General features: G+C 70.0%; 17 protein-coding genes. 2 read left to right on the top strand and 15 right to left on the bottom strand.

Annotated features, from left to right (window positions below; genetic code table 11):
• Positions 1–209 precede the first annotated feature (209 nt).
• From LPN01_RS15990 to LPN01_RS16020, 7 genes are all read right to left on the bottom strand, one after another.
• Positions 210–1,118 (bottom strand): hemolysin family protein, encoded by a 909-nt coding sequence (locus tag LPN01_RS15990; protein ID WP_262829416.1) that lies wholly within the window; start codon positions 1,116–1,118, stop codon positions 210–212.
• Positions 1,119–1,128: 10 nt separating this feature from the next.
• Complete coding sequence (gene ybeY, locus LPN01_RS15995; RefSeq protein ID WP_262829417.1) at positions 1,129–1,641, bottom strand: rRNA maturation RNase YbeY; 513 nt, start codon at positions 1,639–1,641, stop codon at positions 1,129–1,131.
• On the bottom strand, positions 1,638–2,033 hold the full coding sequence (locus LPN01_RS16000) for a type II toxin-antitoxin system VapC family toxin (RefSeq protein WP_262829418.1): 396 nt from the start codon (positions 2,031–2,033) through the stop codon (positions 1,638–1,640). Before LPN01_RS16000 ends, ybeY begins: the two co-directional genes overlap by 4 nt.
• Positions 2,030–2,278, bottom strand: coding sequence for a type II toxin-antitoxin system VapB family antitoxin (locus LPN01_RS16005; protein WP_262829419.1), 249 nt, complete (start codon positions 2,276–2,278; stop codon positions 2,030–2,032). The genes LPN01_RS16000 and LPN01_RS16005 overlap by 4 nt, the downstream gene beginning before the upstream one ends.
• Positions 2,279–2,327: 49 nt before the next feature.
• Positions 2,328–3,326, bottom strand: a complete 999-nt coding sequence (locus LPN01_RS16010; RefSeq protein WP_262829420.1) for a PhoH family protein — start codon at positions 3,324–3,326, stop codon at positions 2,328–2,330.
• A 234-nt stretch (positions 3,327–3,560) separates the two neighbouring features.
• Positions 3,561–4,889 (bottom strand): tRNA (N6-isopentenyl adenosine(37)-C2)-methylthiotransferase MiaB, encoded by a 1,329-nt coding sequence (gene miaB, locus LPN01_RS16015; RefSeq protein WP_262829421.1) that lies wholly within the window; start codon positions 4,887–4,889, stop codon positions 3,561–3,563.
• A gap of 608 nt (positions 4,890–5,497) precedes the next feature.
• Positions 5,498–5,785: a hypothetical protein gene (locus LPN01_RS16020; protein ID WP_262829422.1), complete on the bottom strand. Its 288-nt coding sequence runs from the start codon at positions 5,783–5,785 to the stop codon at positions 5,498–5,500.
• 251 nt (positions 5,786–6,036) lie between these two features.
• Here LPN01_RS16020 and LPN01_RS16025 point away from each other — a divergent pair, with 251 nt between their 5' ends.
• Positions 6,037–6,849: a MipA/OmpV family protein gene (locus tag LPN01_RS16025; RefSeq protein WP_262829423.1), complete on the top strand. Its 813-nt coding sequence runs from the start codon at positions 6,037–6,039 to the stop codon at positions 6,847–6,849.
• On the opposite strand, the gene LPN01_RS16030 is transcribed toward LPN01_RS16025, so the two are convergent.
• The 7 genes from LPN01_RS16030 to LPN01_RS16060 all read right to left on the bottom strand — a co-directional run bounded on the left by LPN01_RS16030 (position 6,818) and on the right by LPN01_RS16060 (position 11,327).
• Positions 6,818–7,561, bottom strand: a complete 744-nt coding sequence (locus LPN01_RS16030; RefSeq protein ID WP_262829424.1) for a lysophospholipid acyltransferase family protein — start codon at positions 7,559–7,561, stop codon at positions 6,818–6,820. The two genes, LPN01_RS16025 and LPN01_RS16030, sit on opposite strands and share 32 nt — an antisense overlap.
• A 16-nt stretch (positions 7,562–7,577) precedes the next feature.
• Positions 7,578–8,000: a Fur family transcriptional regulator gene (locus tag LPN01_RS16035; RefSeq protein WP_038661510.1), complete on the bottom strand. Its 423-nt coding sequence runs from the start codon at positions 7,998–8,000 to the stop codon at positions 7,578–7,580.
• A gap of 69 nt (positions 8,001–8,069) precedes the next feature.
• Positions 8,070–8,537: a GNAT family N-acetyltransferase gene (locus tag LPN01_RS16040; protein WP_262829425.1), complete on the bottom strand. Its 468-nt coding sequence runs from the start codon at positions 8,535–8,537 to the stop codon at positions 8,070–8,072.
• Positions 8,537–9,190: a tRNA (adenosine(37)-N6)-threonylcarbamoyltransferase complex dimerization subunit type 1 TsaB gene (gene tsaB / locus LPN01_RS16045; protein ID WP_262829426.1), complete on the bottom strand. Its 654-nt coding sequence runs from the start codon at positions 9,188–9,190 to the stop codon at positions 8,537–8,539. The genes LPN01_RS16040 and tsaB overlap by 1 nt, the downstream gene beginning before the upstream one ends.
• A gap of 66 nt (positions 9,191–9,256) precedes the next feature.
• Positions 9,257–9,850, bottom strand: a complete 594-nt coding sequence (locus tag LPN01_RS16050) for a malonic semialdehyde reductase (RefSeq protein WP_262829427.1) — start codon at positions 9,848–9,850, stop codon at positions 9,257–9,259.
• Between the two features lies 1 nt (position 9,851).
• A complete protein-coding gene (locus LPN01_RS16055; RefSeq protein ID WP_262829428.1) occupies positions 9,852–10,427 on the bottom strand; it encodes a NifU family protein in 576 nt (191 codons plus the stop codon).
• A gap of 87 nt (positions 10,428–10,514) precedes the next feature.
• Positions 10,515–11,327, bottom strand: a complete 813-nt coding sequence (locus LPN01_RS16060; protein ID WP_262829429.1) for an aspartyl/asparaginyl beta-hydroxylase domain-containing protein — start codon at positions 11,325–11,327, stop codon at positions 10,515–10,517.
• A 154-nt stretch (positions 11,328–11,481) separates the two neighbouring features.
• Between LPN01_RS16060 and LPN01_RS16065 the strand changes: the two genes are divergently transcribed.
• The gene (locus LPN01_RS16065) at positions 11,482–14,343 is read left to right on the top strand and encodes a M16 family metallopeptidase (protein WP_262829430.1); all 2,862 of its coding nucleotides are present in this window, start codon (positions 11,482–11,484) and stop codon (positions 14,341–14,343) included.
• Between the two features lie 601 nt (positions 14,344–14,944).
• On the opposite strand, the gene LPN01_RS16070 is transcribed toward LPN01_RS16065, so the two are convergent.
• Positions 14,945–16,732 (bottom strand): AMP-dependent synthetase/ligase, encoded by a 1,788-nt coding sequence (locus LPN01_RS16070; RefSeq protein WP_262829431.1) that lies wholly within the window; start codon positions 16,730–16,732, stop codon positions 14,945–14,947.
• Positions 16,733–16,762: the final 30 nt, after the last annotated feature.

Raw genomic sequence — 16,762 nt, forward strand, 5'->3', positions numbered from 1 at the left:
CACTCTCCTCGCGTTGCCGCAGCGATCGGCCGGCGCGAAGCGCCTTGCCGGTGCTGTGTTGCAGGAAAGCTACTCCACCCCCGGTGATCGAGGAAACGCGAAATCGCGAACGTGGTGATCGGATGCGACGATCAGCGCTGCCGGTGCGACCATTCGAATACGGTGTAGCCGGCAAGGGGGGCGGCCGGGCCGGGCCGCCCGGTTCGACCTCATGCGTCCTCGATCGCGCGCGCGACCGGGGGGTGGAGGCGCAGGCGGTGGATGCGGCGTTCGTCCGCCTCGAGCACCTCGAGCTTCCAGCCGCTGGGATGGTCGACGCACTCGCCGATCCTGGGCACATGCCCGGCGAGCACCGCGGCGAGGCCGCCCAGCGTGTCGACGTCGTGCTCGGTTTCGCCGAACTGCGGATCGATCAGCGCCCCGGCATCCTCCAGCTCGGCGCGGGCATCGGCCTCCCACGCGCCGCCGTCGATCGGCACCAGCAGCGCCTCGGGCGCCTCGTCATGTTCGTCCTCGATCTCGCCCACGATTTCCTCGATCAGGTCCTCGATCGTGACGAGCCCTTCGGTGCCCGAATATTCGTCGAGCACCACCGCAAGATGCACATGGCTCGCCCGCATGTCGGCAAGCAGGTCGAGCGCGCCGCGGCTCATCGGGACGTAGAGCGGGTCGCGGATCAGGCCCGACAGGTCGGCGGGATGCTCGGCGCCGGTCGCCAGGATGCTGAACACGTCCTTGATGTGGACCATGCCGATGATCGTATCGAGCGCGCCGCGATAGACCGGCAGCCGGCTGTGCCCCGCTTCCGCGAAGATCTGGACGAGGTGCGCGAATGTGGTGCCTTCCTCGACCGCGACGATGTCGGCGCGCGGCACGCCGACGTCGCCCGCATCGCGCTCGCCGAAGTGCAGCAGGTTGCGGACCATCTGCCGTTCGAGCGGGGTCAGGTCGCCCTTGGCGTCGGGTGCGGGATCGTCCTCGTGCCGGTCGATCGCCTCCTCCAGCTGGTCGCGGAGGGATTCTTCCGGCGCGCCGCCGAAGATCAGATGCTTCAGCCCGCGCCAGATATTGGATTCGCTGGAGTCGCCGTTGCCGGCGCTACTTCGGTCGTCTGCCATGGCGGCCGTGTCAGTCCTCTCGTACGAGATAGGGGTCCGCGATGCCGAGGGCGGCGAGCGCCTGCCGCTCGATCTCCTCCATCCCTTCGGCCTCTTCGTCCCCCATATGGTCATAGCCTAGCAGATGCAGCGTCCCGTGCACCAGCAGGTGCGTGGCGTGTTCGGCGACGCCGACGCCCTTTTCCGCCGCTTCCGCCGCGCACACGCCGTGCGCGAGGACGATGTCGCCGAGCAGCAGCTCGCCGTCGTCGCTGTTCTGGCTGACCGTGTCGATCAGGTCGGGCTGCACCATCGGAAAGGACAGGACGTTGGTCGGCCGGTCCTTGTGCCGGTACTGGCGGTTGAGCGCGTGCACCTCGTCGTCCGAGGTCAGGCGCACGCTGATCTCGACCGTCGCGGCGGTGGTCAGCAGTTCGCCGTGCGGCGTGCCCTCGATCGCGGCACGCGTCGCCCGGACGGCGAGCGCGTCCCAGTCGGTGTCGGCAGGCCAGGGCGCTTCGCGGGTGAGTTCGACGTGGATCATGCGAGGTCCGTCCGTGAAAAGTCGTTGCCCTTGTACAGCAGGAGCGCGTCGTTCGTCCTGGCGCAGGCATAGGCGAAGCAATCGCCCATGTTGAGGCGGGCCGGGTGGGCGCCCCTGCCATAGCGATGCGCCGCCATGATGGCCTCATGGCGTTCTTCGGCGCCGATCGACGCGAGGCGGAGACCCGCCTCGTCGACGAAGTTCATGACCGCCGCCTCGGCTTCGATGAGGCTGATGTCGCGGAGTTTGGCGATCGCTTGCGTGGCTTCCCAGGCGCCCACCGCGCAATATAGGCGGTCGAGGTGGCGTTCGATAGCATCGGAAAGGTCGTCCGCGTCCGGTTCCCCGTGGACGATTGCAACGATCGCAGAGGCGTCGACGAGGATGGTCAATCGCCGTCTTCGTCGTTCAGCGAGTCATAGAACGCCTTGTCCGCCTTGAACCCGGTCGGCCTGCCCGGCAGATGCGTCTGACGCCACATCGCCATGCGCTCCCGCAATGGCACTGCCGCCTCCTGCCGGTCGAGTTCGTGTTGCAACGCCAGCTTGACTGCCGCGGTTTTCGAAATGCCGTGCCGTTGCGCCAGCCGGGTGGCCAACGCATTGGCTTCATTGTCCCTGACGTAAAGGGATGCCATGACAGAGCCTCCGTATATCCCCAAAAGGTATAGAGGATATCCCGTTCGGTCAAGCGTCCGGTCCCTCATACGCTTCGACGATCCGCCCGACAATCGGGTGACGGACCACGTCGGCGGCGGTGAAGCGGGTCATCGATATGCCCTCCACCCCTTCCAGCCGCACCGTCGCGTCGGCGAGGCCGGACGCGCCGACGCCGCCGGGCAGGTCGGTCTGGTTGGGATCGCCGCAGATCACCATCCGGCTGTTCTGGCCGAAGCGGGTGAGGAACATCTTCATCTGTGCCGGGGTCGTGTTCTGCGCCTCGTCGAGGATGACGAAGGCGTCGGCCAGCGTGCGGCCGCGCATGAAGGCGATCGGCGCGATCTCGATCTCGCCGCTGGCGATGCGCCGCTCGACCTGCTCGGCGGGCAGGCAATCGTGCAGCGCGTCGTAGAGCGGGCGCAGGTAGGGATCGACCTTTTCCTTCATGTCGCCGGGCAGGAAGCCCAGCTTCTCGCCCGCCTCCACCGCGGGACGCGACAGGATCAGCCGCTGGACGCTGCCGGTGATGAGCTGCGACACCGCCTGCGCGACCGCGATATAGGTCTTGCCCGTGCCCGCCGGCCCGAGCGCGAAGATCATGTCGTTGGTCGTCAGCTCGCGCATGTAATGCGCCTGCGCCGGCGTGCGCGGCACGATCGTCTTCTTGCGCGTGCGGATCATCACCGACGGGATGCCGCCGTGTTCGGTGCTGACGATGCCGGCGAGCGTCGGTTCCGACGCCATCGCGATCGCCGCATCGACCAGGCCGGTGTCGACGTCCTCGCCGCGCTGGATGCGCTGATACAGGTCCTGCAACACGTCGCGGGCGAGCGCGACGTTCTCCGCCGCCCCTTCAAGCCCGACGCGATTGCCGCGGGCGGTGATGTAGACGCCGAGCCGGTTTTCCAGTGCGACGAGGTTCTGGTCGTATTGGCCGAACAGGGTGGCGAGCAGCTGCGGCTTGTCGAACAACACCTCCGCCCGGCTGCGGTCACCGGAGCGGGCGGGGACGGGTTTGCGGCTCATGCAATCCTTTCATGCCGGTATGGCATGCGGGGAATGTGGGATGCGGACCGGCGAAAGGGAAGCGGGAAAACCCGCGTGGGTGAATAGGCGACCGCCCGGATAAAGAGGATGGTCGCAGAGGCGCAAAGGACGCGGAGGTCCGGCGCGCGGCGCGAAGGCGCCTGCGCCATCATCACGTCAGGCATGCAGGCGCCGGCTTGCGCGTACGTCTCTGCGCCTCCGCACGCCGACGAGCTACGCCGCGGCGCGCACCCGCTGCGCGCCAGCGAGCGACACCGGCCCGGCGGACAACAGGTCGACCGTCACCATGTCGCCGATCGCCGCATCGGTCATCAGGTGGACCGATTGCAGCCACGGCGACTTGCCGAGCATCTGGCCCGGCAGCTTTCCGCGCCGCTCGATCAGCACGTCGCAGGTGCGCCCGACGCTCGCCTGGTTGAACGCCTGCTGGTCGCGGCCCAGCGCCGCCTGCAGGCGTTGCAGCCGCTCGTCCATCACCGCGGCCGGCACCGCGCCCGCCATGTCGGCGGCGGGGGTACCGGCTCGGGGGCTGTATTTGAACGAATAGGCCTGCGCATAGCCGACCGCATCGACGAGCGCGATCGTCTCGGCGAATTCCGCCTCGGTCTCGCCGGGGAAGCCGACGATGAAATCGCCCGACAGCGCGATATCGGGGCGCACCGCGCGCACCCGGTCGAGCAGGCGGAGATAGCCGTCGGTGGTGTGGCTGCGGTTCATCGCCTTCAGCACGCGGTCGCTGCCCGCCTGCACCGGCAGGTGCAGGAACGGCATCAGGCTCTCGACGTCGCCGTGCGCGTCGATCAGCCCCTGCGTCATGTCGTTGGGATGGCTGGTGGTATAGCGCAGCCGCGCGAGGCCGGGAATGCGGTCGAGCACCCGGATCAGGTCGTGCAGCCCGCGGTCGTCGTCGCTCCAGGCGTTGACGTTCTGGCCGAGCAGCGTGATCTCGCGCGCGCCGGCATCGACCAGCGCCTTCGCCTCGTCGACGATTCCCGCGAAGGGGCGGCTGACCTCCGCGCCGCGGGTGTAGGGTACGACGCAATAGGTGCAGAACTTGTCGCACCCTTCCTGCACGGTCAGGAATGCCGACGGCCCGACCCGGCGCCGCGCCGGCAGCGCGCCGAACTTCGACAGCAGCGGCATGTCGGTGTCGCGGCTCGGCGTGCCGGCGGCGGCGCTCGCCACCAGCGCGGGCAGGTTGTGATAGGCCTGCGGACCGACGACCACGTCGACCTTCGCGCGCGCGAAGATCTCGTCCCCCTCCGCCTGCGCGACGCAGCCGGCGACGGCGATCATCGGCGCCGCGCGATCGCCGAGCCGCGCGGCCTTGCGCAGCCGGCCGATGTCCGAATAGACCTTTTCGGTCGCCCGGTCGCGGATGTGGCAGGTGTTGAGCACGACGAGGTCGGCGGCATCCGGATCGGAGGTCGCGGTCATGCCGTCCGCCGCCATCAGCTCGGCCATGCGTTCGCCGTCATAGACGTTCATCTGGCAGCCGAACGACTTGACGTGAAAGGTTTTGGGTTTGTCCGCGGCGGTCATGCGCGGGGGCATACAGGATGCGACCGCCGCGTCCAAGCCTCGCAGCCGGTTCGCCCGGTCGGGCGTGGCGCGCGCGCGGCAGTCGTGTCATGCTGTGTGCGACGGATCGGCGGGGGCAGGACGGCGCGGGCGACGGTGACGAGCGGGAAGGCGGGATTGGCCGGCCGGGGAACGGTCGGGGCCGCGACGATCGGGGCGATGCTGGCCGTCGCGGCGGCGCAGCGCCTGCCGGACGGGGGGCCGGACATCGTCGTGACCGGTGGGGTTCCCGTCATGATCGCAGGACTGTGGCGGTTCCAGTCCGGTACCACGCTGGTAGATCCGATGCCCGGCATGCGCGCGGCGCGACCCGTTCGGGGCGAGGACTTCACGACATGCATCCGCGGCGCCGATACACGCGCGATCCTCGCTCAAATGATCGGCCGGGTGGCGGCGTTCGGCGGCGAGGGCCTGTGCACGGCGCTGCGCGTGTCGATCGATCGCGATCGGGTGAGCGGCAGTCGTCGGTGCCAGCTGGTCGCGGCGATGACGCCCGACGGCGACCTGGTCGGGCGGCATGTCGATACGCGGCTCCGCGCCACGATCACGCCGACGTCGCTCGCGGCGCGCTACACGTCCCATACCGTCGTCCGCGGCATCGCCGGGCCGAAAGCGCGGTGGCAGTTGCGCGTGACGCGCGTCGGCTCCTGCGAAGCGCCGTCGCCGCCGATCGCGACGCCGTCGATCACGCACAGCGAGGCCGCGACGCCGGAAGAGCCGTTCGAATTGGCGACGCCGTCGCTGGCGCCCGGCCCCGTTCCGACTGAGACTGAGACTGAGACTGAGACTGAGACTGCGACGGCCACGGCGACCCCCGGTCCGCCGAAGGCCGACGACATCGTCGTGATCGGGCGCAAGCTGCGTCGCCTGCGCCTGCATTATGCCAGCAGCGGCCGGGCGTTCCGCTGGTGCCATGCCGATGTGTCGAGCGGCGATGCGCGGCTCGACACATCGGCTGCGCGATCGTGCGCACCTGCGTACGGGCGGGTTTCGACGATCCGGCGTCCGCGCTCGCCTGTTTCCACCGGCGCGTCGACACGCTGGATCCGCCACCGCCGCCGCGGTCCCCGGCTGGCCAAAGGCGCTGAAACCTGCAAGGCTCCGCGGCATGCAAACGATCCGTACGATCCGACCGGCCCTGATCGCCGTCGCCGCCCTGTCCGTTCTCGCGGGCACCGCGCCTGCCCGCGCGCAGGAGGCCGCGCCCGACGCGCCGCGCCGCACGCGGATCGCGCTCGGGCCACAGGTGGTGCCGAGCTATCCCGGGTCCGATTCCTACAACATCCGGCCCTTCGTCGACGTCTCGCGCACCCGGGGCGATACGCCCTTCGCGTTCGAGGCGCCCGACGAAAGCACGGGGTTCGCGATCCGCAACGGCGGCCGGTTCCAGTTCGGCCCCGCGTTCGGGTTCGAGGGGCGGCGGCGCAGCCGCGACGTCGGCGGTGAGCTGCCCACCGTCGGCACCACGTTCGAAATCGGCGGGTTCGCGCAATATGCGCTGACCGATGCGTTCCGCGTCCGGGTCGAGGCGCGGCAGGGGCTGGGCGGACACAAGGGGCAGGTCGGCGTCGTCGGCGTCGACTATGTCCTGCGCGACGCCGATCGCTGGCTGTTCTCGATCGGGCCGCGGCTGACGCTGTCGAGCGCGCGCTACAACCGCGCCTATTTCGGCGTGTCGCCGGCGGATGCCGTCCGGTCCGGCCTGCCGGCGTTCAAGGCGGACGGCGGCGTGCAGGCGGCCGGGGCGACCGCGGGCGCGCTGCGCCAGCTGTCCCCGCACTGGGGCATCGCCGGCTACGCGAAATACGACCGTCTCGTCGCCGATCCCGGCCGGTCGCCGGTGGTCCGCGCGTTCGGGTCGCGTGACCAGCTGTCGGGCGGGGTGGCGCTCAGCTACACCTTCGGACCGGGGGTCCGGTGACCGCGGCGATCGCGGCGCGCGCCCGCGCCGCGATCGCCTTGCGGTTGCCCGCCATGGCCGGATCGAACGGGTCGAGCATGTGCAGCGTCACCGCGAACGTGCCGCGCCGGCGCAGCACGCGCAGCGCGTGGGCCCCGCCGGGTTCGTCGCCGACCCAGGCCAGCGTGTCGGTGGCATCGCCGTAATCGACGCCCACCGGCTGCACGCGCACGCCGGGCGGCGGCGGGTCGAGCGCGGCGAGCAGCGCGGCCTTGAACGGCAGCAGCGTCCGGCCGTCGCCCGTCGTGCCTTCCGGAAAGATCGTCACGCCGCCGCCCGCGCCGATCGCATCGCGCAGCCGTGCGATCTGCGCCGCCACCTGCAACCGGTCCTCGCGCGTCACGAATATGGTCCGGTTGAGCGTACACAGCCAGCCGACCAGCGGCACGCCGCGCAATTCGCCTTTGGCGACGAAGGCGCTGCCGCTCGCACCGGCGATCGCGAGGATGTCGATCCAGCTCAGGTGGTTGCTCAGGAACACGACGTCGCGGCGCAGCGGCGTGCCGATCACGCGCACCCGCGCGCCGACGATCCTTGCCACGCCGCCCAGAAACCGCCGCGGCCAGGGGGAGGGGGCCCGTACCGCCCGCCACGCGCCGTGCAGCAGCAGCGCGCCCGCCAGCGCCAGGACGAGCAACACCAGCCGCCGTGCGAGCCGCAGGTTGGCGATCATCCCTGCCGACCCGGCGTCAGGCCTTGCGGTCGAGGCTGACGCCGTACAATTCCATGCGATGGTCGACGAGGCGGAAGCCGAGCTTCTCGGCGATCGCCTTTTGCAATTGCTCGAGTTCGGGATCGACGAATTCGATGACCTTGCCCGTCTCCACGTCGATCAGGTGGTCGTGATGCGCCTCGGGCGAGGGTTCGTAGCGCGCGCGGCCGTCGCCGAAGTCGTGGCGGTCGAGGATGCCCGCCTCCTCGAACAGGCGCACGGTGCGATAGACGGTCGCGATCGAAATGCCCGGATCGATCGCCGAGGCACGCTCGTAGACCTTCTCGACGTCGGGATGATCCTCCGCCTCGGACAGCACGCGGGCGATGACGCGCCGCTGTTCGGTGATGCGCAGGCCCTTCTGGTTGCACAGGGCTTCGAGGTCGATCTTGCGAGGCATGTGCGCAATGTAGTGCACGCGGCTTGTTGCGAAAAGCGATACCGACTCGCAATAACCGGCGGCGCCGTCCTAAACGCCGCGACGGTAGGTATGCGCGTCGAACGACTGGCCGGTCTTGCCCCGGTAATAGCCGCGCCGCTCGCCGACCTTGGCGAAGCCCTGCGCGACGTAGAGCGCGACCGCGTCGTTGCCCGCGCGCACCTCGAGATGCAGGTCGGTGACGCCCGCCACCCCCGCATCGGCGATCACGCCGCGCAGCAGCGCGGTGGCGACGCCGCGGCGGCGGTAGGCGGGGTCGACCGCTAGCAGCAGCAGCTCGGCTTCGTCCGCGACGCTGCGGACCATCGCGAAGCCCGCGGGCGCGTCGTCGACGAAGGCGAGCGTCAGCCGTACGCCGGGCATCGCGATCACGCCCAGGCACTGGTTGCGCGTCCAGGCTTCGCCATAGCGCGGGTCGAAGGCCGCGATCATCAGCGTGTCGACCAGCGCGACATCGCGCGCATCGCCGGCCCGCAACAGGATCTGCCGCGTCGCCATCAGGCCGCCGCCACCGCCACGGGGGTCCGGCCGCCCGGCAGCTTGGCGTCGGGCGCGCGGCCGTAGATCGGCCGCGGCGGCAGCGTGGCGAGGTCGGCGGGCAACAGCAGCACGTCGGCGGCATCGGGCAGGGAAGGGGTGCCCGGCAGGTCGGGGTCGACCTGGTGCAGCCAGCGCACGCCGTTGCCGACCGGATGGCGCCCGCCGAGTGCGGCGATGGCGGCATCCGGCGCGCGCGACGCCAGCGCGTCGAGCGGACGCGGACCGGGGGCGAACGACTGCATGAACACCTCGCCGTGGCCGCCTTCCAGCATGGCCGCGACCTCGCCGGTCCGTCCCGCCGCGAAGGCCGCCGCCGCGATCAGCGACAGGCTGGAATAGCCGCGCACCCGTGCATCCCAGCCGAGCGCGAGCCCGAGCGCGGCGGCGATGCCGACACGCAGCCCGGTGAAGCTGCCGGGGCCGACGTCGACCAGGATGTGCGCGGCCCGGCCGCCGTCGGGCAGGGCGGCGATCATCGGCAGCAGCTGTTCGGCGTGGCCGCGGCCCACCTCCCGGTGCGATGCCGCGATCACGACGCCGTCGGCGATCAGCGCGACCGAACAGGCCGCGGTCGCGGTGTCGATGACGAGGGTGCGGGCGGTATGGGGCATCGGCGGGTCCGCTTTGCGATACGTCGCCGCGGGACACAAGCGCCTGTGATTCCCGCGCGCGTCGCCTCAGGCGATCGTGTTGAACATCTCGAACGCCGGCCGCGGCAGGCGGTCGAAGACCGTCGCGGGGTCGCCATAGCCCAGCGTCGAGATGAAGTTGCTGCGGACCCCCGGCTGGTCGGCGAAGAACGCCTTGTCCACCGCCGCCTGGTCGAACCCCGACATCGGACCGGTATCGAGCCCGAGTGCGCGCGCCGCGACGATGAAATAGGCACCCTGCAACGTCGAGTTGCGGAATGCGGATGCCTCGCGCAGTTCGGTGTTGCCGTCGAACCAGGCCTTGGCATTGGTATGCGGGAACAGCATCGGCAGATGTTCGTGGAATTCCACGTCCATCGCGATGATGACGCTGACCGGCGCGTTCAGGATCTTGGGCTGGTTCTGGGCGGAGGTGCAGGCGGCGAGCCGCGCCCTGGCCTCGTCGCTGACGCACCAGACGAGGCGCGCGGGCAATTGGTTGGCGCTGGTCGGACCCCATTTCATCAGGTCCCAGATCGCGTGCAGCTGCGCCTCGCTTACCGGCTGGTCGGTATAGCCGTTGTAGCTGCGCGCTTCGCGGAAGATGCGGTCCAGCGCGATATCGTCGAGCACCTGCGCCATATCAGACGGCCTTCACTTCGGTGACTTCGGGGACATAATATTTCAGCAGCTGCTCGATGCCGCTCTTCAGCGTCGCGCTCGACGAGGGGCAGCCGGCGCAGGCGCCCTGCATGGCGAGATAGACCTTGCCCTTGTCGAAGCCGCGATAGACGATGTCGCCACCGTCGTTGGCGACCGCCGGGCGGACGCGCGTGTCGATCAGCTCGCGGATCTGCGCGATCACGTCCGCATCGGCGGGATCGTCGGTCGCGACCGGTTCGTCGGCGCCCGGCACGCTGAACCCGGCGGACCCCTGGCGGAACAGCGGCATGTTCGCCGCGAAATGGTCGAGCAGGATCGCCAGCACGTCGGGCTTCAGGCCGTGCCATTCGACGCCGGGTGCGGCGGTCACCGACACGAAGTCGCGGCCGAAGAACACGCCGGTCACGTCGCCGAGCGCGAACAGCATCTCGGCGAGCGGGCTGGCCTCCGCCTCTTCCGGGGTCGCGAAGTCGCGGGTGCCGGCGTCCATGACGGTGCGACCCGGCAGGAATTTCAGCGTCGCCGGATTGGGCGTGGTTTCGGTCTCGATCAACATAGCCGCCATGTGGCGCGTGGCGGCCGGGGGATCAAGCGCCCCGGGGGAAAGGGTTTGTTTCGCCCCGTCAACGCCACGCGGGCGCGGTCACGCCTCCAGCCCCCGGGTCGCGGCGTTCCACGTCGCGATATTGGCGCGCGCGTCCTGCACGAATGCGGACCGGCGGACGAGGCCGAGGAACAGGTCGGCGAACCATTTCCCCGGGTTGCGCAGCGGCCGCTCGAACTGGACGAGCAGCACCACGCGGGTGCCGCCCGTGTCGTTCCACACCTCGTGGTCGTAGGTGTCGTCGAACACCAGCGTCTCGCCCTCTGCCCAGCGAACGACGCGGTCGGCGACGCGCATGCGGACGTCGCCGTCGCGCGGCACGATCAGCGCGAGGTGACAGGTGACGAGCCCCTTGGTCACCCCGCGGTGCGCAGGGATGTGCGATCCGGGCGCGAGGATCGAGAAGAAGGCGCTGTTGAGTCCCGGAATCCGCTCGACCAGCGCGCGCGTCCGCGGGCAGCGCGCGAGGTTGTCGTCGATCGGATAGCCATAGCCCCACAGGAAGAACGAGCGCCATTTGCCGACCTCCGCGATGGCGCGATGGTCTGGAGAAATGGTGGCGAGGCTGGGGGCGCCGTCGAGCGCGGCCGCCACCGCCTCGTCGCGGATCGTGCGCCAATGGTCGCGCAGCATCGCGGTCCAGGCGAAGTCGCGCACGTCGAGCACCGGATCGTTGGCGATCAGCGAGGACGAGGCGATCAGCCGGTCGCACACCCCGCGCAGCCGCTTGCCGAGGCGGACCGCCAGCGGCCGCCCCGGCTCGGCGCGCAACGGCGGCGCGGCGGCGGCTGCGGCGCCGTCGCCCGATTGCGGCCACATTGCGGGGGCCGTGTCCCTGATCCCAACCGTCATCGTCACACCATCATCGAGTCGTGCCGGCGCCTCGCGCACGGGCCGCTGCCATGGCCGTTGGGCTAGGCGCAGGCTGGGGCGAAATGATGACCGAAACGAGGGCGATGTGGACACGCGCTGGCGGCGGCGGGCGGCAGGCGCTACAGGGCGACGCATGGCGTTTCTCACCCGCGCGTTCGCGCCCGTTCTCGTCCTCGCCCTCGGTTCGGCGGTCCTCGCCCAGACCAGGGCGCCGGTTCCCGTCGCTGCTCCAACGGTCAAGGTCGATCCCACCGCCTGGCTCTACAAGGGCAGCGATCTGCCGCACGATCCGGCCTGGGTGTTCGGCACGCTGCCCAACGGGCTGCGCTATGCCGTGCGCAAGAACGGCGTACCGCCGGGGCAGGTGTCGATCCGCGTCCGCATCGATGCAGGCTCGCTCAACGAGCGCGACAGCGAGCGGGGCTACGCCCATTTCATCGAGCACCTTTCGTTCCGCGGTTCCGCATACGTCCCCGACGGCGAGGCGAAGCGGGTGTGGCAGCGGTTCGGCGCGACCTTCGGGTCGGACAGCAACGCGTCGACCACGCCGACGCAGACGCTCTACAAGCTCGACCTGCCGTCCGCGACCGGCGAGACGGTCGACGAAAGCCTCAAGATCCTGTCGGGGATGATGGCGGCGCCCGCGCTGACCGACGCCGCGGTGTCCGCCGAGCGCCCGATCGTGCTCGCCGAGCGGCGCGAACAGCCCGGCCCGCAGGTCAAGCTGCAGGATGCGATGAACGGCCTGTTCTTCGCCGGCCAGCCGCTCGCCAAGCGCTCGCCGATCGGCACCGTCGAAACGCTGGAGGCGGCGAACGGCGCCAGCGTCAAGGCGTTCCACGATCGCTGGTACCGGCCCGAAAATGCGGTCGTCATCATCTCGGGCGACATGGACGCCGCCGCGCTGGGCCAGATGGTCGCGCGTCACTTCGCCGGGTGGAAGGGCAACGGCCCGGTCACGCCGGCGCCCGATTTCGGCAAGCCCGACCCTGCGCAACCGACCTCCGCGACGCTGGTCGAGCCGGGCCTGCCGCCGCTCGTGATGATGGGCGTCGTGCGGCCGTGGCAGTACAATGACGATACCAAGATCTTCAACCAGAAGCGGATGGTCGACACGATCGCGGCGAAGGTCATCAGCCGCCGGCTGGAACGGCGCGCGCGGGCCGGCGGCAGCTTCGTCCAGGCCGGCGTCGACCTCGACGACCGGTCGCGCTCGGCGAACATGACGACGGTGCTGATCCTGCCCGTCGGCGATCAGTGGGAACAGGCGTTGAAGGACGTGCGCGCGGTGATCGCCGACGCCCAGAACGCGCCGCCGACCCAGGCGGAGATCGACCGCGAATATGCCGATTACGAGGTCGCGATCCGCAACGGCGTCGAAACCGCGCGGGTCGAGGCGAGCGCCAAACAGGCCGACGACATGGCCGGCGCGCTCGACATCCGCGAAACCGTCACCGCGCCGCAGAACAGCTACGCGATCCTGACCGAGGCGAAGCAGAAGGGGATGTTCAACCCCGCCGCGGTGCTCGCCTCGTCGAAGCGCCTATTCCAGGGTGTCGCGACGCGCGCGCTGGTCAACACCCGCACCGCGGAGAAGGGCACGGCGGAAAAGCTCGCCGCCGCGCTGAAGGCGGACGTATCGAAGCTGACGATCAAGCGTGCCGCGCAGGCCGCGGTCGATTTCGGCAAGCTGCCCCCGCTCGGCACCCCGGGCACCGTCGCGACGCGCGAGCCGCTGGAGGGCCTGCCCGCCGAACGGATCGTCTTCGCCAACGGCGTGCGCATGCTGATGTTCGCCAATCCCGACGACACCGGCCGCGTCTTCGTCCGGGTGCGGTTCGGTCGCGGGTACAACGGCTTGCCCGCCGACCGGACGACGCCCGCCTGGGCCGGCGACCTCGCGCTGATGGAAAGCGGGATCGGGAATCTGGGTCAGGACGACCTCGACCAACTGACCGCCGGCCGCCAGCTCGGGCTCGATTTCGGCATCGACGAGGATGCCTTCTCCGTCGCGGCGCTCAGCAGTCCCAAGGATTATGCCGACGAACTGACGCTCATCGCCGCCAAGCTGGCGCATCCGCGCTGGGACCCGGCGCCGGTCGCGCGCGCGAAATCGGCGGCGCTGACCGCGATCCCCGGCTATGATTCCTCGGCCGACGGCGTGCTGTCGCGCGATCTGGAGGGGCTGCTGCATGCGGGCGACCCGCGCTGGGCGACCCCCGATGCGAAGGCGGTCGCGGCGCTGACCCCGCAGGGGTTCAAGGCGTTCTGGGAACCGATCCTCGCAAGTGGACCGATCGAGGTCGACGTGTTCGGGGACGTCAAGTCCGACGAGGCGATCGCCGCGGTCGCCAAGAGCTTCGGCGCGATTGCGGCGCGGGCGCCGTCGGCGGTGGCGCCGCCGCCCGTGCGCTTCCCGGCGCATGTCGCGACGCCGGTACTGCGCTACCACAACGGCCCCGACAATCAGGCGAGCGCGGTGATCGCGTGGCCGACCGGTGCCGGCCTGTCCGACATCGCCGAGGCGCGCCGCCTCGACGTGCTGGCGCAGGTGTTCAGCGACCGGCTGTTCGAGCGGATGCGCCAGGCCGCCGGCGCGAGCTACAGCCCCGGCGTCGCGAGCAGCTGGCCCAAGGGGCTGCCCGGGGGTGGCCGCCTGATGGCGGTAAGCCAGGTCGCACCCGCCAATGTCGCGCTGTTCTTCCGCCTCTCGCGCGAGATCGCCGCCGATCTCGCCAGGAACCCGGTCAGCGCCGACGAGCTCGCGCGGGTGAAGGGGCCGCTGCAACAGGTCTATGCCCGCGCCTCGACCAGCAGCCTGTTCTGGCTGCGCGAACTGTCGGGCGGCGCCTACGATCCCCGCCGCCTCGACGCCACGCGCCGGCTCGGCCGCGACTTCGGTGAGGTGACGCCCGAGGTGTTGCAGCAGACGGCGGCGAAATATCTGGTCCCCGACAAGGACTGGACGCTGGCGGTGCTGCCGCGCAAGAAGTGACGAGGACGCCGGGCGCCGCAATCCGCGCGGCCACCGGCCAGTGATAATCTTTAGGGCTGGGCCCGTCATCGGGAGCGCAGCGCAGCCGGACCAGCACCTTTGAGCCTTGGCGGCGGTCCGGCCTGGGCCCGTCATCGCGAGCACAGCGTAGCGATCCAGCGGCGGACCCGAACGCCCTGGATTGCTTCGCTGCGCTCCCAATGACGAGGTCTGGGCCACCGCGCAGGCATTGGCGGGCCGGGGGCGCCGGATGATTACCGGGCATGCCTTGCCGCTGGACCTGAGCCGGCTTGAACCCACGACCGACTCGGATGCCTTCGACCGCTTCGCTACGCTTCGAATGGCCCGGTCCCGCGGCCCGTCATCGCGAGCACAGCGAAGCGATCCAGCGCCGGACCCGGACGCCCTGGACTGCGTCGCTGCGCTCGCAATGACGAGGTCTTGGCCACCGCGCCTGCATTGGCGGGCCGTGGGGGCGCCGGATGGCGACCGGGCATGCATCGCCGCCGGAGCTGAGCCGGCACAAAACCGCGATCGACCCCACTCCGATGCCCGCGATCGCTTCGCTACGCTCGCGATGGCCCGACCCGGCGGCCCCGCATCACCCCTTGTACAGCGCCTCCAGCCGCTCGCCATAGACGCCCCGGATGACGTGGCGGCGGATCTTGAGGCTCGGGGTCAGCTGTTCGTTCTCGATCGTGAAGGGGGCGTCGGCCAGCACGAAGCGGCGGATGCGTTCGGTGACCGACAGGTCCTTGTTCACCCGCTCGATCGCCTGGCCGATCGCGGTGCGATAGGCGCTGTTCTCGGCGAGCTTCTCGAACTTGCAGGACGTGCCGTTCGCCGCGCACCATTCCTGCGTCCAGTCGGGATCGGGCACGACCAGCGCCACCATATAGGGCCGCCGGTCGCCGGCGATCATCGCCTGCACGATCTCGGGCTGGAGCGTCAGCATCCCCTCGACCTTCTGCGGCGCGACATTGTCGCCCTTGTCGTTGATGATGAGATCCTTCTTGCGATCGGTGATGCGGATCCGTCCGGCCGCGTCGATCTCGCCGATGTCGCCGGTGTGGAGCCAGCCGTCCTTCAGCACGCGGGCGGTCTCCGCCTCGTTGCGCCAATAGCCGTGCATCACCAGTTCGCCGCGAACCAGGATCTCGCCATCGGCGGCGATCGCCACCTCGGTATCGATCAGCGCGGGCCCGACCGAATCCATCCGGATCCCCGCGCTCGGCCGGTTGCACGAGATCACCGGCGCCGCCTCCGTCTGGCCATAGCCCTGGAGGAACGTCACGCCGAGCGACTGGAAGAACAGGCCGACCTCGGGCGTCAGCGGTGCGCCGCCCGACACCATCGCCTTCATCCGACCGCCGAACTTCCTGGCGATCTTCGGCTTGAACAGCGTGCGTACCAGCAGCTGCGCAGGGCGATCGACCAGTCGCACGCGACGCTCGTTCTCGCGCGCGCCGACGTCGAGCGCCCGTGCGAGCAGGTAGGAGGACATGCCGCCCTGTTTCTCGATCGCCTTGCTGATCCGGGTACGCAGCACCTCGAACAGGCGGGGGACGACGAACATGATCGTCGGGCGCACCTCCTCGATATTGGCGGCGAGCTTGTCGAGGCTTTCGGCATAATAGATCTGCCCGCCCAGCCCGATCGGGAAATGCTGGCCGCCGGTGTGCTCATAGGCGTGGCTGAGCGGCAGGAACGACAGGAACACCTCGTCGTCCCAGCCGAAATCCTCCGAAATGACGGTGGCGCAGCCCTTCACGTTGTGCAGGATCGCGCCGTGATGCTGCATCACCCCGCGCGGCGCGCCCCCGGTGCCGCTGGTGTAGATGATGCAGGCGAGGTCGCCGCGCGCGAACGTCGCCGCCCGCGCCGCCGCTTCGGGATCGGCCGGATGGTCGGCGATCAGCGTGCGCCAGTCGTGGAAGTCGATCGTCCCCGCCGGCACGCGCATGGCATCGATGCCGATCACCGTCTGCCCCCGGTTGGAACGCAGCACCGCGGTCAGCAGCGTCTTCGCCAGCTTCTCGGTCGACACGATGATCGCGCAGGCGCCCGAATCGGCGATGATGTGCGCGTGGTCGCGTTCGGTGTTGGTGATGTAGGTCGGCACCGTCACCGCCCCCGCCGCCATGATGGCCAGGTCGCTGATGCACCATTCCGGCCGGTTTTCCGACACCAGCATCACCCGGTCGCCGGGCTTGATGCCGATCGCGGTCAGGCCGGCGGCGAGGCTCGCGACCTGTCGCGCCGCCTCGGCCCAGCTGGTCGCGGTCCACGCGCCGCCGGTCTTGGTCCACAGGAACGGCGCGGCGCCCTTTTCCCGCGCACGGGTGAAGAACATCGTGACCAGGTTCGGGAAGTGTTCCATCGTACGCATACGGGTCTCTCCTGCCGCGGCGGCGCTGCA

The organism is Sphingomonas sp. A2-49 (assembly GCF_025548555.1).
In the GTDB taxonomy this organism is placed as follows: Bacteria; Pseudomonadota; Alphaproteobacteria; order Sphingomonadales; family Sphingomonadaceae; genus Sphingomonas.